This window comes from Caulobacter sp. GW821-FHT11A05 (genome assembly GCF_058809015.1).
Map to the genome: position 1 here is coordinate 24,315 of NZ_JBXASF010000021.1, position 24,314 is coordinate 48,628.

24 protein-coding genes and 2 tRNA genes are annotated in these 24,314 nt (G+C 68.2%); 16 read left to right on the forward strand and 10 right to left on the reverse strand.

Features of this window, described 5'->3' with window-relative positions; genetic code table 11:
• Position 1: 1 nt before the first annotated feature.
• Positions 2–841 (forward strand): UDP-2,3-diacylglucosamine diphosphatase, encoded by an 840-nt coding sequence (gene lpxI, locus AC1RSK_RS22195; protein WP_492909872.1) that lies wholly within the window; start codon positions 2–4, stop codon positions 839–841.
• The gene (gene lpxB / locus AC1RSK_RS22200) at positions 838–2,007 is read left to right on the forward strand and encodes a lipid-A-disaccharide synthase (RefSeq protein ID WP_492909873.1); all 1,170 of its coding nucleotides are present in this window, start codon (positions 838–840) and stop codon (positions 2,005–2,007) included. Before lpxI ends, lpxB begins: the two co-directional genes overlap by 4 nt.
• Here lpxB and AC1RSK_RS22205 read toward each other — a convergent pair.
• From AC1RSK_RS22205 to gltX, 3 genes are read right to left on the reverse strand one after another with little or no spacing between them, the layout of a single operon-like run.
• The gene (locus AC1RSK_RS22205) at positions 1,979–2,521 is read right to left on the reverse strand and encodes a GNAT family N-acetyltransferase (RefSeq protein ID WP_492909874.1); all 543 of its coding nucleotides are present in this window, start codon (positions 2,519–2,521) and stop codon (positions 1,979–1,981) included. The two genes, lpxB and AC1RSK_RS22205, sit on opposite strands and share 29 nt — an antisense overlap.
• Positions 2,521–3,798 carry a citrate synthase gene (gltA, locus tag AC1RSK_RS22210; protein ID WP_492909875.1) on the reverse strand — a complete coding sequence of 426 codons (1,278 nt, stop codon included), beginning with the start codon at positions 3,796–3,798 and terminating at the stop codon, positions 2,521–2,523. The genes AC1RSK_RS22205 and gltA overlap by 1 nt, the downstream gene beginning before the upstream one ends.
• Before the next feature lie 58 nt (positions 3,799–3,856).
• Positions 3,857–5,269: a glutamate--tRNA ligase gene (gene gltX, locus AC1RSK_RS22215; RefSeq protein ID WP_492909876.1), complete on the reverse strand. Its 1,413-nt coding sequence runs from the start codon at positions 5,267–5,269 to the stop codon at positions 3,857–3,859.
• Positions 5,270–5,411: 142 nt separating this feature from the next.
• Between gltX and AC1RSK_RS22220 the strand changes: the two genes are divergently transcribed.
• Positions 5,412–7,382 (forward strand): ComEC/Rec2 family competence protein, encoded by a 1,971-nt coding sequence (locus AC1RSK_RS22220; protein ID WP_492909877.1) that lies wholly within the window; start codon positions 5,412–5,414, stop codon positions 7,380–7,382.
• Here AC1RSK_RS22220 and lexA read toward each other — a convergent pair.
• The 4 genes from lexA to AC1RSK_RS22240 all read right to left on the reverse strand — a co-directional run bounded on the left by lexA (position 7,363) and on the right by AC1RSK_RS22240 (position 11,048).
• A complete protein-coding gene (gene lexA / locus AC1RSK_RS22225; RefSeq protein WP_492909878.1) occupies positions 7,363–8,061 on the reverse strand; it encodes a transcriptional repressor LexA in 699 nt (232 codons plus the stop codon). The two genes, AC1RSK_RS22220 and lexA, sit on opposite strands and share 20 nt — an antisense overlap.
• Before the next feature lie 398 nt (positions 8,062–8,459).
• On the reverse strand, positions 8,460–9,236 hold the full coding sequence (trpC, locus tag AC1RSK_RS22230) for an indole-3-glycerol phosphate synthase TrpC (RefSeq protein ID WP_492909879.1): 777 nt from the start codon (positions 9,234–9,236) through the stop codon (positions 8,460–8,462).
• Entirely contained in the window at positions 9,236–10,249 is a 1,014-nt protein-coding gene (trpD, locus tag AC1RSK_RS22235; RefSeq protein WP_492909880.1) for an anthranilate phosphoribosyltransferase, read from the reverse strand. The genes trpC and trpD overlap by 1 nt, the downstream gene beginning before the upstream one ends.
• A 208-nt stretch (positions 10,250–10,457) precedes the next feature.
• Positions 10,458–11,048, reverse strand: coding sequence for an anthranilate synthase component II (locus tag AC1RSK_RS22240; RefSeq protein ID WP_492909881.1), 591 nt, complete (start codon positions 11,046–11,048; stop codon positions 10,458–10,460).
• Positions 11,049–11,126: 78 nt separating this feature from the next.
• Here AC1RSK_RS22240 and AC1RSK_RS22245 point away from each other — a divergent pair, with 78 nt between their 5' ends.
• Positions 11,127–11,345 carry a hypothetical protein gene (locus AC1RSK_RS22245; RefSeq protein WP_492909882.1) on the forward strand — a complete coding sequence of 73 codons (219 nt, stop codon included), beginning with the start codon at positions 11,127–11,129 and terminating at the stop codon, positions 11,343–11,345.
• Between the two features lie 183 nt (positions 11,346–11,528).
• Here the strand turns inward: AC1RSK_RS22245 and AC1RSK_RS22250 are convergent, their stop codons facing one another.
• From AC1RSK_RS22250 to rlmB, 3 genes are all read right to left on the reverse strand, one after another.
• Positions 11,529–12,278: a TerC family protein gene (locus AC1RSK_RS22250; protein ID WP_492909883.1), complete on the reverse strand. Its 750-nt coding sequence runs from the start codon at positions 12,276–12,278 to the stop codon at positions 11,529–11,531.
• 76 nt (positions 12,279–12,354) lie between these two features.
• Entirely contained in the window at positions 12,355–14,187 is a 1,833-nt protein-coding gene (locus AC1RSK_RS22255; RefSeq protein ID WP_492909884.1) for a hypothetical protein, read from the reverse strand.
• A gap of 154 nt (positions 14,188–14,341) precedes the next feature.
• The gene (gene rlmB / locus AC1RSK_RS22260; RefSeq protein ID WP_492909885.1) at positions 14,342–15,184 is read right to left on the reverse strand and encodes a 23S rRNA (guanosine(2251)-2'-O)-methyltransferase RlmB; all 843 of its coding nucleotides are present in this window, start codon (positions 15,182–15,184) and stop codon (positions 14,342–14,344) included.
• A gap of 86 nt (positions 15,185–15,270) precedes the next feature.
• On the opposite strand from rlmB, the gene AC1RSK_RS22265 reads away from it, so the two are divergent.
• The 12 genes from AC1RSK_RS22265 (at position 15,271) to AC1RSK_RS22320 (ending at position 24,313) form a co-directional block, all read left to right on the forward strand.
• A tRNA-Tyr gene (locus AC1RSK_RS22265) sits at positions 15,271–15,354 on the forward strand.
• Positions 15,355–15,432: 78 nt separating this feature from the next.
• Positions 15,433–15,506, forward strand: a tRNA-Gly gene (locus AC1RSK_RS22270).
• A 47-nt stretch (positions 15,507–15,553) separates the two neighbouring features.
• Positions 15,554–16,744: an elongation factor Tu gene (tuf, locus tag AC1RSK_RS22275; protein ID WP_492907231.1), complete on the forward strand. Its 1,191-nt coding sequence runs from the start codon at positions 15,554–15,556 to the stop codon at positions 16,742–16,744.
• A 168-nt stretch (positions 16,745–16,912) separates the two neighbouring features.
• Entirely contained in the window at positions 16,913–17,599 is a 687-nt protein-coding gene (locus tag AC1RSK_RS22280; protein WP_492909886.1) for a right-handed parallel beta-helix repeat-containing protein, read from the forward strand.
• Between the two features lie 173 nt (positions 17,600–17,772).
• Positions 17,773–18,363, forward strand: coding sequence for an inner membrane-spanning protein YciB (locus AC1RSK_RS22285; RefSeq protein WP_492909887.1), 591 nt, complete (start codon positions 17,773–17,775; stop codon positions 18,361–18,363).
• An 84-nt stretch (positions 18,364–18,447) separates the two neighbouring features.
• On the forward strand, positions 18,448–19,593 hold the full coding sequence (locus AC1RSK_RS22290) for a GNAT family N-acetyltransferase (RefSeq protein ID WP_492909888.1): 1,146 nt from the start codon (positions 18,448–18,450) through the stop codon (positions 19,591–19,593).
• A 12-nt stretch (positions 19,594–19,605) separates the two neighbouring features.
• Positions 19,606–20,472 (forward strand): cupin-like domain-containing protein, encoded by an 867-nt coding sequence (locus AC1RSK_RS22295; RefSeq protein ID WP_492909889.1) that lies wholly within the window; start codon positions 19,606–19,608, stop codon positions 20,470–20,472.
• 104 nt (positions 20,473–20,576) lie between these two features.
• Positions 20,577–21,443, forward strand: a complete 867-nt coding sequence (locus AC1RSK_RS22300; RefSeq protein WP_492909890.1) for a GIN domain-containing protein — start codon at positions 20,577–20,579, stop codon at positions 21,441–21,443.
• Between the two features lie 837 nt (positions 21,444–22,280).
• Positions 22,281–22,589 (forward strand): 30S ribosomal protein S10, encoded by a 309-nt coding sequence (gene rpsJ, locus AC1RSK_RS22305; protein WP_004616952.1) that lies wholly within the window; start codon positions 22,281–22,283, stop codon positions 22,587–22,589.
• Positions 22,590–22,602: 13 nt separating this feature from the next.
• Positions 22,603–23,376, forward strand: a complete 774-nt coding sequence (rplC, locus tag AC1RSK_RS22310) for a 50S ribosomal protein L3 (RefSeq protein ID WP_492909891.1) — start codon at positions 22,603–22,605, stop codon at positions 23,374–23,376.
• Positions 23,376–24,017 (forward strand): 50S ribosomal protein L4, encoded by a 642-nt coding sequence (gene rplD, locus AC1RSK_RS22315; protein WP_492909892.1) that lies wholly within the window; start codon positions 23,376–23,378, stop codon positions 24,015–24,017. The genes rplC and rplD overlap by 1 nt, the downstream gene beginning before the upstream one ends.
• A complete protein-coding gene (locus tag AC1RSK_RS22320; protein ID WP_271068535.1) occupies positions 24,017–24,313 on the forward strand; it encodes a 50S ribosomal protein L23 in 297 nt (98 codons plus the stop codon). The genes rplD and AC1RSK_RS22320 overlap by 1 nt, the downstream gene beginning before the upstream one ends.
• Position 24,314: the final 1 nt, after the last annotated feature.

A 24,314-nucleotide genomic window follows, 5' to 3' on the forward strand; every position in this document is an offset into this window, starting at 1 on the left:
CTTGAAGAAGCTGGGATTGATCGCCGGGGCCGGCGGCCTGCCGGCCGAGATCGCCGACCACTGCCGCAAGGCCGGACGGCCCTATTTCGTCATCCGTCTCAAGGGCATCGCCGACGACGCCACCATCGGCCATCCGTCGGAAGAGGTCGGGCTGGCCGAGCTCGGAAAGTGCTTCAAGGTGCTCAAGCGCGAGACGTGCGAGGCCGTCTGCTTCGCCGGCCTCGTCGCCCGCCCGGATTTCTCGGCCCTCAAGCCCGACATGCGGGGCATGGCCGCCCTGCCGGGGATCATCGCCGCCGCCCGCCACGGCGACGACGCCCTGCTGCGCCGGGTGCTGGAGGAGTTCGCCAAGGAGGGCTTCGCCATCGAAGGGGTGCATGAGGCGGTCGGGGCCATGACCCTGCCGCTCGGCCTGCTGGGCAAACACAGTCCCGCCGCAGAGCATAAGGCGGATATTGAACGGGCGCTGGAGGTGGCCAAGGCGATCGGCCAACTCGACGTCGGCCAGGGCGCTGTGGTCTGCAACGGCCTGGTTCTGGCCGTTGAGGCGCAGGAAGGCACCGACGCCATGCTGCGCCGTGTCGCCGAGCTGCCGGTCGCCCTGCGGGGCGTGCCGGGGGCTTTCAAGGGCGTCATCGCCAAGGCTCCCAAGCCGATCCAGGAACTGCGCATCGACCTGCCGACCATCGGCGTCGCCACCATCCGCGGCGCCGCCAAGGCCGGCCTGGCGGGCGTGGTCGGCGAGGCGGGCCGGCTGCTGATCGTCGACCGCGAGGCGGTCATCGCCACCGCCGACGAGTTCGGCCTCTTCGTGCTCGGCGTCGAGCACAAGGTCCAGTGACCAGACCTCTCACAGTGATGCTGGTCGCCGCCGAGGCGTCCGGCGATTCGCTCGGGGCCGGTCTGGCCCGGGCGCTGAAGGCCCGCCTCGGCGACGGCGTCCGCTTCGTCGGGGTCGGCGGGGAGAAGATGGCCGAGCAGGGGGTCGAGAGCCCGTTCGACATCGCCCAGCTCTCCATCCTCGGCATCATCGAGGGCGTCCGCGCCCTGCCGATGGTCCGCCGCCGGGTCGTCGAGACCGCCGCCCTGGCGGCCCACGAGAAGCCTGACATCGCCGTCCTGATCGACAGCTGGGGCTTCACGCTGCGCGTCGCCCACGCCCTGCGCAAACTCGACCCCAGGCTGCCGCTGGTGAAGTATGTCGGCCCGCAGGTCTGGGCCAGCCGGCCGGGGCGGGCCAGGACCCTGGCCAGGTCCGTCGACCACCTGCTCTCCATCCACGGCTTCGACGCCCCCTGGTTCGAGCGCGAGGGCCTGCCCGTGACCACGGTCGGCAATCCCACCCTGATCCGCGACTTCTCCGGCGCTGACCCCGGCCGCCTGCGCGCCCACATCAAGGCCGGTCCCGAGGACCCCATCCTGCTGGTCCTGCCCGGCAGCCGGCCGGCCGAGATCAAACACGTCTTCCCGCCCTTCGAGGACGCCATCCTGCGGCTCAAGGCCGACCGGCCGAACCTGCAGGTGGTCATGCCGCTGGCGGCGACGGTGGCGGGCATGGTCAAGGACAGGATCGCCGCCTGGCCGTTCCCGGTGCATGTCCTTGAGGACGCCACGCTGAAGGACGACGCCTTCGCCGCCGGCACGGTGGCCCTGGCCTGCAGCGGCACGGTGACCACCGAACTGGCCTTGGCGGGCTGTCCCATGGTCGTCGGCTACCGGCTGGGACCAGTCAGCTATCGGCTGGTCATGCTGGTCTTCAAGTCGCCCTGGGTGACGATGTTCAACATCGCCGCCCAGGACACCGTGGCGCCCGAACTCCTGCAGACCGACTGCAACGGCCCGATGCTGGCCTCGGCCATCGGCGACCGACTCGACTCCGAGGAACTGCGCCGCATCCAGATCGAGGCCCAGTTCCAGGCGGTGGCCAAGATGGGCCGCCCCGACGGCGACCCGGCCGACAAGGCCGCCGAGGCGGTGCTCAAGCTCCTGGCGGAACGATCCGCTTGAACATGATGCAGGTCGGCTCCAGCGGGCCGGCGCTGGAACGGGCGTAGTCGGGGATCACCCCAGCCGCCGTGTAGCCCAGCCGCTCGTAGAGGCGCTGGGCGGGATTGTCAGCCACCGTATCGAGCACGATCAGGCTCTTGCCCAGCCGCGCCGCCTCGGCCTCCGCCGCCTTCGTCAGGGCCGCGCCGATGCCGCCGCCGCGGTGGGCCGGGTGGGTCATCAGTTTCACGAGATCCACGCGGTGCTGCTGGTTGCCGGGCATGCCGACGACGATCTGCACCGTCCCGACCAGCCGCTTGCCGGCCCAGGCGCCCCACATCAGCCGCTCGCCGCTCTCCAGCGCCTCGCCGATCTTGGTCCAGAAGGCTGCGGCCTCGTCCAAAGACAGAGGGGCCAGGAACCCGACACTGGCCCCCAGCCCCACTGTTTCGATCAGAATCTCGCTCAGCGCCGGCATGAGGGCCGGCAGCTGGTCTGGCGCGATGGGAGCGATCCGCACCACGCCGGCCGTCATCAGCGCTTGTCGATGGCGACGTAGTCGCGCTTGGTGGCGCCGGTGTAGAGCTGGCGCGGGCGGCCGATCTTGCGGCCCGGATCCTCGAACATTTCCTTCCACTGGCTGATCCAGCCGACCGTGCGGGCCAGGGCGAACAGCACGGTGAACATGGTCGAGGGGAAGCCCATGGCCCGCAGGGTGATGCCCGAATAGAAGTCGATGTTCGGGTACAGCTTGCGCTCGATGAAGTAGGGATCGCTGAGGGCGATCTTCTCCAGCTCCATGGCCACTTCCAGCAGCGGGTCGTTGATGCCCAGCTCGCCGAGCACCTCGTGGCAGGTCTTCTGCATCACGGTCGCCCGCGGGTCGAAGTTCTTGTACACCCGGTGGCCGAAGCCCATCAGCTTGTACTTGCGGGCCTTTACCCCCTCGATGAACTCGGGGATCTTGTCGACCGTCCCGATCTCTTCGAGCATCTCCAGGGCTTCCTGGTTGGCGCCGCCGTGGCTGGGCCCCCAGAGGCAGGCGATGCCGGCGGCGATACAGGCGAACGGATGGGCGCCCGACGAACCGGCCAGGCGGACGGTCGAGGTCGAGGCGTTCTGCTCGTGGTCGGCGTGCAGGATGAAGATCCGGTCCATGGCCCGGGTCAGGATCGGGTTGGGCTTCCAGTCCTCGGCCGGCACCGCGAAGCACATGCGCAGGAAGTTCTCCGAGTAGGAGAGGTTGTTGCGCGGCGACACGAAGGGCTGGCCCATGTGGTACTTGAAGGCGCGGGCGGCGATGGTCGGCATCTTGGCGATCAGGCGGTGGGCGCTGATCTCGCGCTCGCGGGCGTCATCGACGTTGATGCTGTCGGCGTAGAAGGCCGACAGGGCGCCGACCGCGCCGGTCATGATCGCCATCGGATGGGCGTCGCGGCGGAAGCCCTCGAAGAAGCGGTCGAACTGGGCGTGCAACATCGTGTGGTAGGTGATGTTGTGGTCGAACTTCTCGAACTCGGCGGCGCTGGGCAGCTCGCCGTGCAGGAGCAGGTAGCAGACTTCCAGGAAGCTCGACTTCTCGGCCAGCTGGTCGATCGGGTAGCCGCGGTGCAGCAGGATGCCGGCGTCACCGTCGATATAGGTGATCTTGCTCTCGCAGCTGGCCGTCGAGGTGAAGCCGGGGTCGAAGGTGAAGAGGTCGGAGTCCGCGTAGAACTTGCGCACGTCCATTACGTCGGGACCCGTCGTCCCCTTGAGGATCGGCAGGTCATAGGTCTGGTCGCCGATGGTCAGCGTCGCCTTGTCAGCCATGCGGCGAGGTCCTTTCAAGTCGATAGGTAAACGTCTGTTCGGGACGCCTTATAGCGCCTCATTTGGCGGGCGAAAGCGCATCCTCAATACGGCCGAGAGTCTCGACCTTTCCGAGCACGCTCAGGGTAATGCCCATATCGGGAGAGGGGTGGCCGCCACTGACGATTCCGCGCAGCGGCGGGCCGATCTTGCCAAAGCCCACGCCCTCGGATTCGGCAAACGCCTTGAGCCAGGCGGCGAGCGCCTCGGCCGACCAGTCGTTCTGTCTGGCGAGGGCGTCGGCAAGGCGGCGCAGGCGCGCGGCGGTCTCGTCGGTCAGCAGGCCACGGGTCTTTTCGTCAATGGAAACAGGGCGTTGGGCGAACAGGAAGAGGGCCTGATCGGCCAGCTCCAGCAGCGTCTTGCCGCGGTCCTTGAGGCCCGGCATGGCCTCGGCCAGACGGGCGATCTGCGGCTCGCCGAGGGGCGTCCCCCGTCGGGCGAAGACCTCGGCGACCAGGCCCGCGAGGCGGCTGTCGTCGGCCAGCTTGATGTAGTGGGCGTTGACATGGTTGAGCTTGGCCCAGTCGAGGCGGGCGGCGGCCTTGTTCACATCCGCGACATCGAACCACTCGGCGGCCTGCTCGTCGCTGAACAGCTCGTCGTCGCCGTGGCTCCAGCCCAGCCGGACCAGGTAGTTGCGCAGGGCTTCGGGCAGATAGCCCATGTCGGCGAACTCACCGACCGCCTGGGCTCCATGGCGTTTGGACAGCTTGGCGCCGTCCTCGCCGTTGATCATCGGCACATGGGCGAAGGCCGGGACGTCCCAGCCAAGGGCCTGGTACATCAGGGTCTGGCGGGCGGCGTTGTTCAGGTGGTCGTCGCCGCGGATGACATGGGTGACGCCCATGTCGTGGTCGTCGACGATGACCGCCAGGTTGTAGGTCGGCCCGCCGTCCGAGCGCAGCACGATCAGGTCGTCGAGATCGCGGTTGCGGAAAGTGACGTCGCCCTGGACCAGGTCGCGGACGATGACGTCGCCGTTCTTGGGGCCCTTGAAGCGGACGACGTGCGGCGTGGCCAGGTCGGCGGCGGTGGGGGTCTTGTCGCGCCAGGGCGAGCGCAGGGCATGGCCGGCGGCGCGGGCGGCTTCCTTGGCGGCGGTCAGCTCGTCGCCGGACAGCCAGCAGCGGTAGGCGGCGCCGCTGTCGAGCAGCTGCTGCACGGCCTCGCGGTGGCGGTCGGCGCGGGCGAACTGGAAGGTCGGCTCGCCGTCCCATTCCAGGCCCAGCCAGCGCAGGCCGTCGAGGATGACCTGCACATTGGCCTCGGTCGAGCGTTCGCGGTCGGTGTCCTCGATGCGCAGCAGGAACTTGCCGCCGGTGTGGCGCGCATACAGGGAGTTGAACAACGCCGTCCTTGCCCCTCCAATGTGGAGCGAGCCGGTAGGCGAGGGGGCGAACCGTGTGACGACGGGGGTAGTGGAGGACATCGGATCTCGGACCGCTCGATTGGGCGGGCGTCTTAGCACATGGATTCGGGGCGGTCCCACCCTGCTCGACGAGGTCATCGCTCAGCGGATGAGATGGCGCCTCTGGGCCCCGGTCGCTTTCGGGTTCGGGGCGGCGGGATACATGGCGCTGAAGCAGGAGCCGGCGTTGTGGCTGGCGCTGCTGCTGGGCGCCCTGGCGGTGGCGGCGGCCTGGCTTACCCATCGGCTGACGCGCGGCGGCGGGTGGTTCCTGGTCGCCGGGCTCGCCGCGCTGATCGTACTCGGCGGGGTGGCGGGGAAGGTCAGGACCGAACTGGTGCGGGCCCCGGTCGCGCCCAACTTCGACAAGCCGACCATCGTCGAGGGCTGGGTGCTGGACGTGGCCAGCCCGGGCTCCAGCGGCGGCCGGCTGCTGATTGCACCGACGCGGATTGAGGGGGTGGAGCAGGACCAGCTGCCGTACCGCGTGCGGCTCACCGTCGACCAGGGCGCGGTGGTGGGGCCTGGGCAGGCCGTGCGGCTTCGCGCCGGCCTTGGACCGCCGCCGCCGCCGTCCAGTCCCGGATCGTATGACTTCGCCCGCGACGCCTGGTTCGATCGGGTCGGCGGCGTCGGCTTCTCGGTGTCGGCGCCGCAGGTCATCGCCCTGGCGGAGCCGCCATTGGCCCTGCGCTGGGCCATGGGCGTCAACGCCATGCGCTGGAGCCTGGCGCGCCGCATCGTCGATCGAATGGGCGAACACTCCGGCGGACTGGCCGCCGCCATGGTCACCGGGCACGAGGCCTGGATCACCCGGGAACAGACCGACGCCATGCGGGCTTCGGGATTGGCGCACATCATCTCCATCTCCGGCCTGCACATGGCCATCGTCGGCGGCTTCGCCTTCGCCATGGCGCGGCTGCTGATCGCCGCATGGCCCTGGCTGGCGCTGCGGATCGACGGCAAGAGGGCCGCCGCCCTGCTGGGCATGGCCGCCGTCGGGACCTACCTGATCGTCTCCGGCGCGCCATCGCCGGCCGTGCGGGCGGCGATCACCGCCGGCGTCGCCTTCCTGGCCATCCTGTTCGACCGCCGGGCCATCAGCCTCGACGCCCTGGCCGTGGCGGCCATGGTCATCCTGATCCTGTATCCCGAGGCCGCCACGGAGCCCGGTTTCCAGATGAGCTTCGCCGCCACCGCCGCCCTGGTGGCGCTGGTCGAACTGCTGCCCCGGCCGGTGAAGGAGATCTCGACGCCCTGGTGGATCCGCTGGCCACAGGCGGTCGGGGTCTGGATCGTCGCCAGCATCGCCATGAGCCTGGTGGCCGGGCTCGCCACCGGGCCCTTCGCCATGCACCACTTCAACCGGGTCGCCTCCTACGGCCTGGTCGCCAATCTGCTGGTCGCGCCGATCTCCAGCTTCGTGATGATGCCCTTCCTGGCCGTCGGCGCGGCGTTGGAGCCGCTGGGCCTCGGCGGGCCCTTCCTCGGCGTCGCCGGCTGGTCCATCGACCTGATGCTGTCCATCGCCGGCCAGACGGCGCAGACACCGGGCGCCCAGGTCACCGTGGCCAGCGGACCAGCCTGGACCCTGCCTGTCGCCTTCCTGGGCATCCTGATCCTCTGCCTTTGGCAGGGCAGACTGCGCTGGCTGGGTATTCCCCTGGCCTTGACCGTCGCCCTCTGGCCCCGCCCGGCGCCGCCTGACCTTTGGATTGCCTCCGACGGATCGGCTCTGGCCGTGCGACAGGGGGAGACGGCGATTGCCGCCCGGCCGGACAGCCGGCGCTTCGCCCTGGAGGTCTGGTCGCGCCGGCGGGGGCTGACCCTGGATGATGCGGACTCGCCCGACCTTTTCGACTGCAATCGCCGCCGGTGTCTGGGTGAGGTGGCGCAGTGGAACCAGCGCCGTGTCCCCGATGAGAAAACCCTGGCCGAGCTATGCCGGGCCAGGGTTGTCGTGTTCCGGTCGGAGGCTCCGCAAGACTGCCGATCCGACCTGATCCTGAGCGCCGCCGACTTCAGGGAAGGCGGCTCCGCCGAGCTCTATCGCCGGGGCGATGGCTGGCGGATCGTCTGGGCCCAACCCCTGAGAGGGGTCAGGCCCTGGACCATCAGTGATAGCGGCGGATGAGGCCGACCAGCTTGCCCTGCACGGCCACCTGGTCGGGGCCGTAGATCTGGGTCTGGTACTTGGGGTTGGCCGCTTCCAGGGCGATGGAGGCCCCCTTGCGGCGCAGGCGCTTCAAGGTGGCGGTCTCGCCCTCGACCAGGGCGACGACGATCTCGCCGCTGGTGGCCTGGTCGGTGCGGCGGATGACGACGTAGTCGCCGTTGAGGATGCCGGCCTCGATCATCGAATCACCCTCGACCTCGAGAACGTAGTGTTCGCCGGCGCCCAGCATGCTTTCCGGCACCTGCAGCTTGTCGCGCTCATGCTGGATGGCCTCGATCGGCACCCCGGCGGCGATGCGGCCAAGGATGGAGAGCTCGCGCACATCGTTGGCCGGCTCGGGCGTGCTCATCGCGGCGCGGGAGCCTTCGACCACCTGCGGCTTGAAGGTCTGGCGGCCGCCGGCCGGAGCCGAGGTCGTCGCCTGCTGCGGCAGCTTGACCACCTCCAGCGCCCGGGCCCGGTGGGCCAGGCGGCGCAGGAAACCGCGCTCTTCCAGCGCCGTGATCAGCCGGTGGATGCCGGACTTGGAGGCCAAGTCCAGCGCATCCTTCATCTCGTCGAAGGAGGGCGAGACGCCGGATTCCTTGATGCGTTCATGGATGAACATCAGAAGTTCGTGCTGCTTGCGGGTCAGCATGGCGAAGGCTCTCCAGGCGCGATTCAGTGGGAACAAATCGCAAACGATGGCAATGTTCTCTAGGTGTTCTTTCTTTCTGTCAAGTTAACCGCGATGGCGGCGGCGCGGCTGTTATCGAAGCGGCCAACCATTATACCGCGCGATTGGCCGGCCAGGGGGCTGGAGCGCTGATTGAGGATTGAAATCGTTGGAAAAAGGGTGACCCGGCGGTTGGCCGAGGCTGCGCGAATGTAGGCCGGAGCGTTGGTCGGGTTGTTGGTCGGCTGTCGCCGGAGGTTGGCCGGCTTGTCGTTGGCCGACCTACATTCGGCGTTTGGGGCGCGGCATAATCGGTGTGGGTTTCAGGGGGGTCGCGAGGCCGCTTGCCGGACCCCTAAAATGAATATGTCTAGACTTATTCAGGCGGCCAACAGCGCCCGCGTCGCCGCCGTCACGTCCGCCTGGCGCATCAGGCTTTCGCCGACCAGCATGGCCCGGGCCCCGGCCTTGGCCATGCGGGCGGCGTCGGCGGGGGTGAAGACGCCGCTTTCGGTGACCAGGAGGATGTCGGCGGGAAGATCGACCGCCAGGCGTTCGGTGACGGCCAGGTCGACGACGAAGCTGCGCAGGTCGCGGTTGTTGACGCCGAGCAGGGTGGCGCCGAGCCCTAAGGCCCGATCGCGTTCGGCCTCGTCGTGGACCTCGACCAGGGCGTCGATGCCCAGGCGGGCGGCCTCGGCCATCAGGTCGGCGGCAACGGCGTCGTCGATCATGGCCATGATGACCAGGATGGCGTCGGCGCCCAGCGCCCGGCTCTCGGCCACCTGCCAGGGATCGACCAGGAAGTCCTTGCGGATGCAGGGCAGGGCGACCTGGGCCCGGGCGGCGACGAGGTAGGCGTCATCGCCCTGGAAGCTGGGGCCGTCGGTGAGCACCGACAGGCAGGCGGCGCCGCCGGCTTCGTAAGCCTTGGCCAGGGCCGGCGGGTCGAAGTCGGCGCGGATCAGGCCCTTGGACGGGGAGGCCTTCTTGATCTCGGCGATCAGGGCGAGGCGGTCGGCGGATCTGGCTTCCAGCGCCTTGCGGAAGCCGCGCGGGGCCGAGGCGCCGCTGGCGTCGACCGTCGGGCGGGCGCGTTTGCGGGCGGCGACGTCTTCGCGCTTGTAGGCGGCGATCCTGGCGAGAATGTCGGCCATCAGCTGTGGGTGGCGGCGATGAGGCCGGCCAGGGCCGCCTTGGCGCGGCCGTCGTCGATGACGGCGGCGGCCAGCTCGACGCCCTCGCGCAGGGTCTCGACCTTGTCGCCGATCAGGAAGGCGGCGGCGGCGTTGAGCAGGACCACGTCGCGGTAGGCGCCCTTTTCACCGTCGATCATGCGGGTCAGGGCGGCGGCGTTCACTTCCGGCGATCCGCCGGTCAGTTCGTCGAGGCTGTGCTTCTGCAGGCCGACGGCGTCCGGCGTGATGTTGAAGTTGCGCACCCCGCCGTCGCGCCATTCGCAGACCATGGTCGGACCGGTGACGGTCATTTCGTCCATGCCCGAGCCATGGACGGTCCAGGCCCGTTCGGCCCCGAGCGCGCCCAGCACACGGGCCAGCGGTTCGAGGAGACGGGGGTCGTAGACGCCCAGCACCTGGCGTTTGGCCCCGGCCGGGTTCGACAACGGGCCCAGCAGGTTGAAGATGGTGCGGAAGCCGAGCTCGGCCCGGATCGGCAGCACGTGGCGCATGGCGCCGTGGTGGGCCGGGGCGAACAGGAAGCAGATGTTGGCGTCGTCCAGCGCCTTGCGCTGTTGCTCCAGGCCCGCGTCGATCTTGACGCCGAGCGCGGCCAGAACGTCCGACGAGCCGGACTTTGAGGAGAGGGCGCGGGTGCCGTGCTTGGCGATCTTCAGGCCGCCGCCGGCCGCCACCAGGGCGCTGGCGGTGGAGATGTTGAAGGTGTGCAGGCCGTCGCCGCCGGTGCCGCAGGTGTCGACCACGTCATAGGGGTGGTCGAGGGTGACGGCGGCCCGGCGCATGGCGCGGGCGCAGGCGGTCAGCTCGCCCACCGTCTCGCCGCGCAGGCGGATGGCGGTGACGGCGGCGGCGATCTGGGCCGCGGTCGGCTCGCCGCGCAGGCAGGCGGCGAAGAAGGCCTCGGCGTCATCCTCCGACAGGGTCTGTCCGTCCGCCAGGCGGGCGAGGAGGGGCTTGAAGGCGTCGGACATTATGGGGCTTTGCTGGTCGGGGAGGTGTGGGCCTTTACCGCCAACCTCCGATTATGCTCGCGAAGGCGAGCATCCATGCGCGGGTTGAGGTCGCCCGGAAGGCGGGCCTGGCGCCCCAACCTCGCGGCCGACAGCCCAGGGCTGGCTATGCGTGGATGCTCGCCTGCGCGAGCATGATCGGTGTGTGGGGTGCGGATGGCGGGCACGCTCACACCATGGCCGTGCGCGGCACGCCAGCCAGGTCGAGGAAGTTGCCCAGCAGCTGGTGGCCGCAATTTGTGGCGATGGACTCGGGGTGGAACTGCACCCCGTGCACGGGCCGCGTCCTGTGGGCCAGGCCCATGATCTCGCCGTCCTCGGTCCAGGCGGTGACCACCAGGTCGTCCGGCAGGGTGGCGCGATCGACGGCCAGGCTGTGGTAGCGGGTGGCGGTGAAGGGGCTGGGCAGGCCTTTGAAGACGCTGGCCCCCTCATGGAGGATCGGGCTGGTCTTGCCGTGCATGATGGCCTTGGCGCGGATGACGTCGCCGCCATAGGCCTCGCCCATGGCCTGGTGGCCGAGACAGACCCCGAAGATCGGCAGGTCGTCGGGGGCGCCGCGCAGCAGGGGCAGGCAGATGCCGGCCTGGGCCGGGGCCTTGGGACCGGGCGACAGCAGGATGGCGGCCGGCCGGAGACCCAGCGCCTCCTGCACGGTCAGCGCATCGTTGCGCCGGACAAGCGTCTGGGCCCCAAGCTCGTTCAGGTAATGGACGAGGTTGTAGGTGAAGCTGTCGTAGTTATCGATCACCAGGATCATGGGGTGCTTCTAGCGGGGATGATCCGGCAGGGGAACGGGGCGCCTTGCGGTTTGTCGGGGTCTGGCGATGATCCAGGCATGGCCGCCTCCGATTCCGCCCCCACCACCATCGAACCTGAGGCGATCGCCTATGCGCGCGGGCTGCTGAAAGCGCCGCTGCCGCGGGATTCGACCTGGGCGGCGATCGGGGCGGCGGGACTGTGGGCCGTGGCGGCCCTGGCGTTGGCCTTTGCGATGCTAACCGCGCCGGCGCCGGGAAGTTTTGAGCCCAAGGCGCGAGTGGAGATTTCGCAGTAGCGATCCCTCTCCCGCTTGTCGGGAGAGGGTGGCCGCGCAGCGGCCGGGTGAGGGCGGCGCCGGCTCCGGAAGGTTGGCGACGGCGCCGATCCGCGCCAGAACACGCTCGAAATTGAAAAGCCGGTGCTGCCCTCATCCGACCCCCTTCGGGGGCCACCTTCTCCCGACGAGCGGGAGAAGGGCTCAGTGCCCCTTGGCCGGCGTTTCCCGCCGGTACTCGGCCGCCTCTTGCGGGGTGATGTCCAGGAAGGCCGGCGCGACCTCGTTGTAGGCCGCTTCGTTGTGGGTGCGGGCGACGACTTCGCGGTGGCCTTCCCAGATCATGTGCAGGGCGACGTAGAGGACGATGGCCAGGCCGACGTAGCCGATCCAGCGGTATTTGTGCAGCAGCCTGGCGATCCAGGTGGCGGCGACGCCCATCAAGGCGATGCTGAGCAGCAGGCCGAAGACCATGATGGCCGGGTGTTCGCGGGCGGCGCCGGCGACGGCCAGGACGTTGTCCAGGCTCATCGAGACGTCGGCGATGAGGATCTGCAGGAAGGCGGCCTTGAAGGACTTGGCCGGTTTGACGTGCGGCACGGTGTTCGGATCGTTGTCGAGGGCGGCCTCGGCCTGGGCCTCGTCGTGGGCGGCGGTGTCGCGCATCTCGCGCCACATCTTCCAGCAGACCCAGAGCAGCAGCACGCCGCCGGCCAGCAGCAGGCCGATGATGGCCAGGAGCTGCACAGTGATCAGGGCAAAACCGATGCGCAGGGCCACGGCGGCGATCAGGCCGTAGAGGATGGCCTTGCGGCGCTGTTCCTGGGGCAGACCCCCGGCGGCCAGGCCGACGGCGACGGCGTTGTCGCCGGCCAGGACCAGGTCGATCATCAGGACTTGAAGAAGGGCGGCGCCGGCCGCGGCCGGGTCGGCCCCAAGAATGCTCTCTAACATGGGCCCTCAATGCGTCAGCCGCCGGCCCCTTGCAAGGACCGACGGCTGTCGTTTTTCAGCTCAAGGGGCGAACGCCTCAGGCGTGTTCGGGTTCGCGGTGGTGATGGTCGTCATGCGCATGCGCGGCCTCGGGGGCGGCATGGGCGTGATCGTCGTGGCCGTGGGCCTCCCCATGAGCTTCGGCGGCGGGCGCCGGGTGCGCGTCATGGCCATGATCGTCGTGCCCATGAGCCTCCCCGTGCGCCTCGGCGGCCGGCGCCGCATGGGCGTCATGGCCGTGGTCGTCGTGGGCGGCGGCGGCGTGCGAGTCTTCGCTGTGGAAGGTCATCGGCGCGGTGTCGCTGTGGTGGTCGCCATGGCCATGCGCATCGTGAGCCGCCTCGGCGTCGGCCGGCTTGTCGTCGTCATGATGGCCGAAGGTCATCGCCGCCCCGGCTCCGGCGGCGGCTCCGCCAGCGGCCGCCAGCATCGGGTTGACCGGCTGGTGGGCGGGGGCGGCGGTGGTTTCCGGCTCGACGCGGTCATAGTCGGTCATGGTGCGGAACTTGCGGCGGCGCTCGTCGCGGGCCCGGCGGCCTGCCCCGGCGCGGGCCATGGCCAGCAGGATCAGGCCGATGATGAAGGCGATGATGGCGGCCGTGGTGGCGCCCGGCGGGATCACCGTGTCGCCGACCTTGATCGGCTTCAGGCCCGGGATGGCCAGCTTGTCGAGGTTGAAGCCCATCTTCTTGGCCGTGGACTCGCCCGACTCGACGACGCCCGCCACGACCTGCTCGAGGGTGGCGATGGAGAAGGTCTTCGGCGCGCCCTTCTGACCCTTGAGGGCCCCGTCGACCTTGGCCTTCAGCGGGGTCTTCTCACCGTCGCCCGGTTTGACCTGCCAATTGAAGGTGGCGGCCTCGCCCTTCTTCAGGGCCTGGGTCTGGGCGGCGTTGGGGGTGATCGTATAGCCCTCGCCGGTCAGGGTGGCGGAGACTTCCGACTTCCTGGCGGCCTTGGTCAGGCCCAGCTTGCCGGCTTCCGACTGGATGACGTCCAGCAGGGTGACGGGCAGCGACAGGGTGACCTTGGCTTCCTCGCCCTTGGCCAGGGTGTCGGGAACCGTCAGGGTCGCGCCCTTGATGGCTTCGGCGCTGACGGCGGCGGACAGGGCGGCCATCTTCGGATCGACGGCGGGCGCGGCCGGGGCCTTGGCGACCGGCGGGATGGCGGTCGGCTTGATCACCGGGGCCGGCGCGGGCTTGGCCTTGGCGATCGGAGCCGGCGGCGGAGCGACCTTCACCGGAGGCGGCGCGGGCTTGACGACCGGCTTGGGGGCCGGAGCGGCGGCGACCTTGGGGGCCGGCTTCGGCGCCACGACGACCTTCGGGGCCGGCGCGGGCTTGTAGGCCGGGGCGGCGGCCACGTAGGGCTTCTTGGCCTTGGGCTTGGGTTTCCAGACGGTCCAGCCGCGGCTGGGGCCCGACTGCGGACGCGGGGCGTAGCGCTTGCCGTAGACGCGGCGGCGCTCGGCCGGGCTCATGTCTTCGGGATTGGCGATCGGGGCGTTGTGGACGACCAGGATGCCCTGGGCGTTGCGGTAGGAGCGCAGCGGCGCGCCGGGCGCCTTATGGGCCTTGCCACCAGCCTTGGCGTAGTCGCCCGAGCCGGGCAGGGGCTTGTACTTCAGGTGGTCGTACTTGTTGCCGTAGATCCGGCGGCGCTCTTCCAGCGGCAGGTTCTCGGGGTTGGGGATGGCGGCCATGCCGTGCGGGGCGGGACCGCCGGCCAGGCCGTCGGCGGGAGGCGGCGGCGGGGCCTTGCCGCCCATCAATTCGCCTGGCGCGCGACTTTCTTCATAGGCCGACGGGCCAGGACCGCCGTAGCCGTCGTCGGGGGCGCTGCCGCCGCAGCCGGTGAGGCCAAGCAACGCTACGCCAGACACGGCATAAGCCGCAGAAATCAACCACTTTTTCGCCACCGGAACCCCCGAACCCATCGCGATAATTCTCCGACGATTACATCCTCGTCGGCACGGAAGCCGGGAGGAAATCACGCCTTGAGGCGAAGTCAAAAGGGAAAATTCACTTTTGGGTAACCTCTTCCCCCTGAGGGCGAGCGCGACTGCACTCGTAGAGGGCGATAGCCGCCGCGTTTGACACATTTATGCTCTCGAACCCCCCGGGCATGGGGATTTTCGCCAGCACGTCACAATGTTCGGCGACGAGGCGCCTCAGGCCCTCGCCCTCCGAGCCCATGACGATGACGGTGGGCGAGCCGTCGAGGACGGATTCGAGGGATGCGGTGGCCTCGCCGGCCAGGCCGACGGCGCGCCAGCCCATCTCGGTCAGGGTCTCCAGGGCGCGGGACAGGTTGGTGACGGAGGCGTGGGGGATCTTGTCGACCGCCCCGACCGCCGCCTTGGCCAGGGCGCCGGCCAGGGCCGGGGCATTGCGGTCCTGCAGGATGACGCCGCGCGCCCCGAAGGCGGCGGCGCTGCGGAAGATGGCCCCGACGTTCTGCGGGTCGGTGACCTGGTCGAGCATGACCAGCACGCCGCGGGCCGGATCGCCGATCTCCTCTATAGAGAGGGGGATGAGCGGATCGGGCTTCATGGCCATGCCGTTGTGCACGGCGCCGGGCGGCAGGGCGCGGTCGATGTCGCGGCCCTCGACGATCTCGACCTCCAGCTTGCCGAAGCGGGCGTTCAGCTGTTTGGCGCGGTCAGGCGTGGCGATGATCCGGCGCGGTTTCCCCCGGGCGGGATTCGCCAAAGCGGCCTCGACGGCGTGGACGCCCCACAGCCAATCCTTGCCGTCCGGACCGGACGGGCGATGAGAACCCCTTACAGGGCTTGGCTTTTCGCCCTTTTTCGCGTCTCCGCGAAAGGGTTGTTTCCGGTCGTTGCGTTCCCGGGATGAGGACACTATAAGACGCGCTCCTTTTGGGGCCCTGGTTCTTCCCGTTACGACGGAAGGGGCCGCGCCGCCAAGGAAATGCCTGCATGCGCGCTGGGGGAATGTCCCGAGCGGCAAAGGGGGCGGACTGTAAATCCGCTGCGAAAGCTTCGAAGGTTCGAGTCCTTCTTCCCCCACCACGCGCTGCAGGCATTCCTTTGCGACGAAGCGGTTTCAAAGCTGAACTAATGGGAGATTTTCGGCGTCCTGCCGGAGGCGCGGGTATAGCACAATGGTAGTGCAGCAGCCTTCCAAGCTGAGGATGCCGGTTCGATCCCGGCTACCCGCTCCAGTTCCCAATCACAGAAACCCGCCCGCCGGCGCGAAGGTATAGAGACGATGGCCAAGGAAAAGTTCGAACGCAACAAGCCGCATTGCAACATCGGCACCATCGGTCACGTTGACCATGGCAAGACGACGCTGACGGCCGCGATCACCATGGTGCTGGCCAAGACCAGCGGCGGCGTCGCCAAGTCCTACGCCGACATCGACGCGGCGCCGGAAGAGAAGGCCCGCGGCATCACCATCAACACCGCGCACGTGGAATACGAGACGGCCAACCGTCACTACGCCCACGTCGACTGCCCCGGCCACGCCGACTACGTGAAGAACATGATCACGGGCGCCGCCCAGATGGACGGCGCGATCCTGGTCGTGTCGGCCGCCGACGGCCCGATGCCCCAGACCCGCGAGCACATCCTGCTGGCCCGTCAGGTCGGCGTGCCGGCGCTCGTCGTGTTCATGAACAAGGTCGACATGGTCGACGACGAAGAGCTGCTCGAGCTGGTCGAGATGGAAGTGCGTGAGCTTCTGTCGTCCTACCAGTTCCCGGGCGACGACATCCCGATCACCAAGGGTTCGGCCCTGGCCGCCGTCGAGGGCAAGACCCCGGCGATCGGCGAAGACGCCATCCTGGCCCTGATGGCCTCGGTCGACGCCTACATCCCGCAGCCGGCCCGTCCGCTGGACCTGCCGTTCCTGATGCCGGTGGAAGACGTGTTCTCGATCTCGGGCCGCGGCACCGTGGTCACCGGCCGGATCGAAAAGGGCATCGTCAAGGTTGGCGAGGAAGTCGAGATCGTCGGCATCCGCGCCGTCCAGAAGACGACCTGCACCGGCGTCGAAATGTTCCGCAAGTTGCTGGACCAAGGTCAAGCGGGCGACAACGTCGGCGTGCTGCTGCGCGGCACCAAGCGTGAAGACGTCGAGCGCGGCCAGGTTCTCTGCAAGCCCGGCTCGATCACCCCGCACACCAAGTTCGTGGCTGAAGCCTACATCCTGACCAAGGAAGAGGGCGGCCGTCACACCCCGTTCTTCACCAACTACCGTCCGCAGTTCTACTTCCGGACCACGGACGTGACCGGGATCATCAAGCTGCGCGAAGGCGTGGAAATGATCATGCCGGGCGACAACGCCGAGCTGGACGTCGAGCTGATCACCCCGATCGCCATGGACCAGGGCCTGCGCTTCGCCATCCGCGAAGGCGGCCGCACCGTCGGCGCCGGTGTCGTGTCGAAGATCGTCGAGTAAGCGTCTCGCTTCATCGCTGAGACAAAGCGAAGGCCCCGGTGGAAACGCCGGGGCCTTTTGCATTGCCGGGCAGAGCGTGAGCCCCTAAAGAATCGGATAACAAGGTTCGTGTTGCCGTCATCCGCAAGCTGTGCGCTCATGGCGGTACAGCTGGAGGGACTTCTCATGATGAAGCGTCTGTTAACCGTCGCCGCCGCCCTGATCGGCGTCTGCCTTATCGCCTCGCCGGCCGCTGCTCAGGCCACCCGGACCTGGGTGTCCGGGGTCGGGGACGACGTCAATCCATGCAGCCGCACGGCGCCCTGCAAGACCTTCGCCGGCGCCATCTCCAAAACCGCCGCCGGCGGCGAGATCAGCGTGCTGGATCCGGGCGGCTTCGGCGCGGTGAACATCACCAAGTCGATCAGCATCGTCGCCGAGGGCAACGAGGGCGGCATCCTGGCCGCCGGGACCAACGGCATCACCATCAATTCCGCTACCGCCGTCGTCTATATCCGCGGCCTGATCATCGAGGGCGCCGGCACCGGCCTGAATGGCATCAACATCGTCACCGCCAAGGCCGTGGTCATCGAGAACACCTCCATCCGCAACTTCCGCGCGGCGGGGCCGACCAACGGCGCCGCGGTGAAGATAGCCGGGACGGCCAAGGTCACGATCATCACCTCGACGTTGTCGGACAACCGCGTGGCCATCAAGGCGGACGTGTTCGGAACCGAGGCGTATCTCCGCAACTCGACGGTGACCGGCAACGACGTGGTGATCGAGAGCACGGCCTTCGTGCGGTCCTACGGCGACAACGTGATCAATCACAACGTCGCCGACGGCACGGTGCTGCCGAAGGTCCCCTTCAAGTAGGCGGTACAGGCAGGGCGTTCGGCGCTCATCGCTCCGGGTCATGGCGTCGTTTGGCGCTTCGTGAACGGACGGCCGACGCCCCTGGCGAACGCGAAGCCGCCATTGGCGCAGGACCGGTGGCGGGTGAGGCGCCGGGGAGCCATGGGGAGACTTGATCCCCAATGGAGTTCCCCATGCGCCACTTCCTAACCGCCGGCCTCTTCCTGCTGGAAGACCTGCTGTCGACCGTCGTCTTCATGGTGCTGATCAGCACCACCCATGATGTGATCCTGGCCACCGGCGGGGCCATCGCCGTCGGCTTGGGCCAGGTGGCCCTGAGCCTGGTCCGCCGCAAGCCGATCGACGCCATGCAGTGGCTCAGCCTGGGGCTGGTGGTGGTCATGGGCGGGGCGACCCTCCTGACCCACGATGCGCGCTTCGTCATGCTCAAGCCGACCCTGATCATGTCGGCCGTCGGGGTGGTGATGCTGAGGCGGGGCTGGATGAACCGCTACCTGCCGCCGATCGTGCGCGACAACGCCCCGGAGCTGGGGGTCATCTTCGGCTATGCCTGGGCGGCGATGATGTTCGCCACCGCCGGGCTCAACCTGGCCCTGGCCCTGACGACCGACGCCCGCACCTGGGCCCTGGTGATGAGCATCCTGCCGCTGGTCAGCAAGATCGCCCTGTTCCTGATCCAGTTCGCGACCTTGCGGGTGGTGGTCGGACGCCGGGTCCGCGCCGCCAAAATGCGGGATGGAGCCCTGGAATCGGCGCCGGCTTAACGGCCTCTTCGTCACCCCTTCGGTACAGACCGACTGGTACGCCCCTTGCGGGGCGCCGGTCAGAAAGACTGAAGGGGTTTCGTTTTGGGTCGGCCGCTGAGCGTCGAGATCATTGGGACGGAGGCGCTGACGCCGGCCGAGCGCGCCCTGTGGCTCGACTGGATCGCCGCCAATCGCGCCTATGAATCGCCCTTCTTTCATCCCGACTTCACGGCCGTGGCCGGCCGGGCGGCGCCCGAGGCGCGGCTGGCGGTGCTGCACCGGGCCGGCGTCGTCGTCGGCTTCCTGCCCCATCAGCGGCGCGGCGGGGCGGCCCAGCCGCTGGGGGCGCCGCTCAACGACTATCATGCGGCGATCACCGCCCCGGACCTGACCTTCTCGATCGACGAGGCCGCCGAGCTGATCGGGGCCCGCTCGTTCACGGCCACCGGCTGGGTCGGTCCGGCCCGTGAGGGCGAGGGTCGGACGCAAGCGCGCACCCTGCTGGCCGACGTGTCGCAAGGCTGGGACGCCTACTACGCCGGCCGCAAGACCAGCTTCGGCAAGTTCTTCAAGGACAAGGAGCGGGCCCGCCGCTCGTTCGAGCGCGACCTGGGGCCCATCCGGGTCGAGACGGCGACGGGCGACCTGTCCCATTTCGACCGGCTGATCGCCCTGAAGCAGGCGCAGTACCAGCGCACCCGCCGGCACGACATCTTCGCCTGCCGCTGGACGGTCGACATGCTGCGGGGCCTCTTGACCCACGAGGGCCCGGACTTCGGCGCGAAGCTGGCGGTCATGTATGCCGGCGACCGGCCGATGGCCTACGAATTGGGCCTGCGAGGCGGCGGTCATTATCACTTCTGGCTGCCGGCCTATGAGGCCGCCGCGGCCCGCTACTCGCCGGGCATGCTGCTGAGCATGGAGACCATGAAGGCGGAAGGGGCGGGGCTCTACGACTTCGGGTTCGAGGGCGAGGCCTACAAGAAGTACTTCTGCGACCTGAGCCGCGAGGTCTGGGAAGGCGTCGGTCAGGCCGCCGGCCCCACCGCGCTGGACGCCCTCACCGGCCTCGCCCCCGGCGGTCTGGCGCAGAGCGTGCGCCGCCGTTGGGCGATCATCGACGCCTGCGAGACCACGACGCTTGGCCGGGTGCGGGCGCTCAGCGCCGCCGCCTCGGCCATGGCCGGCCGTGGCCGCGGCCAACCGGCCGCCAGCCTGCTGCTGGCCGCCTCCACCCTTTGCCTCTGACGGATTGAGACCATGAGCTGGCTGTCGCAACCGAAGATCTACGACCACAAGGTCCATGAGACCGATATCGCCTCGGACGAAAAGCTGGCGATGATCCTCGACCGCTATCCGGCCGAGCTGCTGGACATCAACGCCTACTCCTATGACTCCGAGGGCCAGGTCAGCCTGGCAACCGGCGAGCGGGGCAGGGCGGACGGCGCGACCCTGCTGGAGGCCATCAAGGGCGGCCGGGTGTGGGTCAACCTGCGCGACGCGCATGAGGCCTATCCGGAACTGTGGGCCCACATCCAGCCGAAGTTCGACGAGATCGCCGCCGACCTGGGCGTCAAGCCGATCAAGGTCACCGGCCAGATGATCATGTCCTCGCCGCAGACCAAGGTGCCGTATCACTTCGACGCCGCCGGGGTGGTGCTGTTCCACCTGCGGGGCGTCAAGAAGCTGTGGGTCTATCCCACCGACGAGGCGCACCAGCCGCAGACCTCGGTCGAAAAGGTGATCATGCGGGTGCAGGCCGAGGAGCTGCCCTACCGGATGGCCTTTGACGAGGACGCGCGGGTGGTCGAGCTGCAGCCGGGGCAGGCGCTGACCTGGCCGCTGTACGCGCCGCACCGGGTGGAGAACCAGGGGGTGTTCAACGTCTCCCTGTCGCTGGACTTCCAGACCTGGGGCACCCGGCTGATGCGCGGCGCCCACTACGCCAACGGCGTGCTGCGCCGCTATGGCCTGACCCCGGCGGCGATGGACAAGACCCCCACGGCGGCCCGGGCGGCCCTGTGGGCGGCCTCGCTGGCCATGAAGCAGGCCAACCTGGCGCCGAACCTGATCAAGGACTACGAGCGCAGCTTCGAACTGGCGGCGCAGGCGAAGAAGGCGGCCTGATTTGTTTCTGGTCTGACATGAAACATTGGTCATGACCTCGAATTAAGCTGCCTTGCCGCGCCCGCGGTCCTAGCGTCCCTTCACCATTCTGAAGGGACACAGACATGCGCCTCATCGCCATCGCCGGCCTCGCCGCCGCCGCCATCGCCGCGACTGCCGGGACCGCCGCCGCCAAGGACCGCGAGCCTCGCGTCGTCATCAAGAACGCCGTCGCCCGCGTCACCATCATCCCGCAGGACCGCGCCGATGTGCAGGTGGTCATCAAGACCCACGATCCGCGGCTGACCCTGACCGTCGAGAAGAAGGGCGTTCGGACCATCATCGACGGCGACCTGAAGTGGAACAAAATCCGCAACTGCCGCGGCTCGTTCGAGACCGGCTCGGCCGATGTGCGCGACATCGGCACGGTCCAGTGGAAGGACATGCCCGAGGTGGTCATCTACACCCCGCGCGACGTCGAGGTCGGCTCCTCGGGCGCCGTCTGGGGCTACATCGGCCGGGCCAGCTCGGTGAACTTCTCCAACGCCGGCTGCGGCGACTGGACCATCGCCAACGTCAACGGCAAGCTGGACATCAGCCAGGCGGGCTCCGGCGACGTGCTGGCCGGTGACGCCGGCGGGCTGGACCTCAGCGTCGCCGGCTCGGGCGACACCAAGCTGAAGGCCGTCAGCGGCAAGGCCGACATCTCCATCGCCGGCTCGGGCAACGTCATCATGGCCAACCTGAATGGCGACCTGGACGTTGCCATCGCCGGGTCGGGCGACATCCGCATCTTCGGCGGCCGCGCCTCCAGCGTCGACGTCTCCGTGGCCGGTTCGGGCGACATCCGCTTCGCCGGCGAGGCCACCAAGGTCGACGCCAGCTTCATGGGCTCGGGCGACCTGTGGGTGACCAAGGCCGGGTCGGTCGACAAGACCGTCATGGGCTCGGGCGCGGTGCATGTCGGCGCCTTCGAGATGAAGCGGGACTGATCGTCCTTCAAATCTGAGCCTATAAAAGGAAGGGCGCTCCGTTGTCGGAGCGCCCTTCTTTGCTTATGAGCCGCTGCTGGGCCTGCCCCTAGGGGCAGCTGAGCAAGCAGGAGCCCAAAACATAATCGGCCTCCCACATGCAGTTGCCGTAGTCGATCAGCTGATCGTTCGTTGGCAGGTTAGGCATGGCGCGGCGGCACTGGTCCTGAGCGCCTGCCCAGCGGTTCACGCATGTGGTAGCGCAGGTGCTGGGTGGATCCGCGCGCGCCGGCTCAGGCGTGACCAAGGCGGCGGCCGGCCCTAGCAGGAACATACTCAACCCCATGGCCCCGACGGCCAGCTTCTTCATCAACATGACGATCCTCCCGTTGTGCGAGAGGAGGTTCCCACAACAATTCTATATTGCAACCCAAATTGAGTGGCCGGGTTGGCCTTCCGGCGCGACTGGCCCGTGCGCGCCCGGCATTTCCCGAGGTTTCGGCCGTTTCGACTGGCGTCGCCGTGGAATCTCTCTATACACCGCGCTCCGGCGCGTTCCGCCCGTCGATCCCGTTCAACGAAGAGGCCCACAAGCCTTGACGTAAGCGGAATCGAGGGGTAATAGCGCGCCTCCTGTTGGACCGGCTGTGCCTTAGGGCAGACGCGGTGCGCGGAACGACCAGGGACACATTCGGTGTTTCTGGCTTGAAAGGCTCTCGCGGGGCGACCTGTGTGAGCCTGTCGTTTTTTGCGGACTTGTGCGTATCCGAGCGCTCGTAAGGGCATTCGGGGTTGGTCTTTGAAATGGTTCGAGATCACGCGGACGGGCCGCCGTCTGTTGGGGAATAGAAGAGCGATATGGATCGTCAGAACATCCGCATCCGGCTCAAGGCCTTTGACCATCGCGTGTTGGACCATTCAACGCGCGAGATCGTCAACACGGCCAAGAGGACCGGCGCGACCGTCCGGGGGCCTATCCCCCTGCCGACGTTGATCGAAAAATTCACCGTCAACCGCTCGCCCCACGTCGACAAGAAGTCGCGCGAGCAGTTTGAAATCCGCACGCACAAGCGCGTGCTCGACATCGTCGACCCCACCCCGCAGACCGTGGACGCGCTCATGAAGCTCGACCTGTCCGCCGGCGTGGACGTCGAGATCAAGCTGTAAGGGGATCGAACCGATGCGTACCGGATTGATCGCCAAAAAAATGGGTATGACCCGCTTCTTCGATGAAGCCGGTCAGCATGTCCCCGTCACCGTCCTGTCCCTCGAGGGCTGCACGGTCACCGGCCAACGGACCCAGGAACGTGACGGCTACGTCGCCCTCCAGCTCGGCGCTGGCGCGAAGAAGCCCAAGAACACCTCCAACGCCATGCGTGGCCACTTCGCCAAGGCTCAGGTTGAGCCCAAGCGGGTGATCGCTGAATTCCGCGTCGACCAAGACGCTCTGATCGATGTGGGCGCGGAATTCACCGCCGACCACTTCGTCGCCGGCCAGAAGGTCGACATCCAGGGCATCACCGTCGGTAAGGGTTTCGCCGGCGCCATGAAGCGCTGGAACTTCGGCGGCATGCGCGCCACCCACGGTGTCTCGGTCTCGCACCGGGCCCACGGTTCGACCGGTCAACGGCAGGACCCGGGCAAGACCTTCGCGGGCAAGAAGATGGCTGGCCACCTCGGTCAGGAAACCGTCACCACCCTCAACATCACCGTCTGGAAAGTGGACGCCGAGCGCGGCCTGATCCTGGTGAAGGGCGCCGTCCCCGGTTCGGAAGGCTCCTTTGTTAAAATCCGCGACGCGGTGAAGTCCGCCCGCCCTGAAGAAGCCCCGGTCCCCGGCGCCTTCCGCAAGGCCGGTCAGGAAACCGCCGCCGCTCCCGCTGAAACCCCCGCTGAAGAGGCCCAGGTCGAAGAGACCGTGGCCGTCGAAGCGTCGGCCGAGGGTGCTGAATAATGAAAATCGACGTCATCAAACTGGACGGCGGCAAGGCCGGCACTGTTGACCTCGACGACGCCATCTTCGGCATCGGCGAGATCCGCGGCGACCTCCTGCAGCGCGTCGTGACCTGGCAGCTGGCCAAGCGCCGCGCCGGGACCCACAAGATCCAGGTCCGGAACGAAGTCTCCCGGACCTCCAAGAAGATGTACAAGCAAAAGGGCACCGGCGGCGCTCGTCACGGTTCGCGCCGTGCGGCTCAGTTCGTCGGTGGCGCCAAGGCCCACGGTCCTGTCGTTCGCAGCCATGCGTTCGACATGAACAAGAAGGTCCGCGCCCTCGCTCTCCGTCACGCGCTTTCGTCGAAAGCCAAAGACGGGTCGCTGGTCATCCTCGACAACGTCACCCTGACCGAAGCCAAGACGGCCGCCCTGCGGACCAGCCTGGGTTCGCTGGGTCTGACCAACGCGCTGGTCATCGCCGGTCCGGAAGTGGACGCCAACTTCAAGCTGGCGGCCCGCAACATTCCGAACATCGACGTGCTGCCGAACGCCGGCCTGAACGTCTATGACGTCCTGCGCCGCCAGAAGCTGGTTCTGACCAAGGCGGCGATCGAGGCGATCTCGGCTCGCTTCTCCGATCAGAAGGAAGCCGCGTAATGGCCGCTACCGCTCGTCACTACGACACCATCCTGGCTCCGGTGATCACCGAGAAGGCCACGATCCTGTCGGAACAGAACAAGGTGGTCTTCCGCGTCGCCGACACCGCGACGAAGGACGAAATCGCCGCCGCCGTCGAGGCCCTGTTCAAGGTCACGGTCACCAAGGTCAACACCCTGAACGTCAAGGGCAAGACCAAGCGTTTCCGTGGTCGGATCGGCCGTCGCAACGACGTCAAAAAAGCCATCGTGACCCTGGCCGAAGGCCAGTCGATCGACATCACCACGGGGCTCTAGA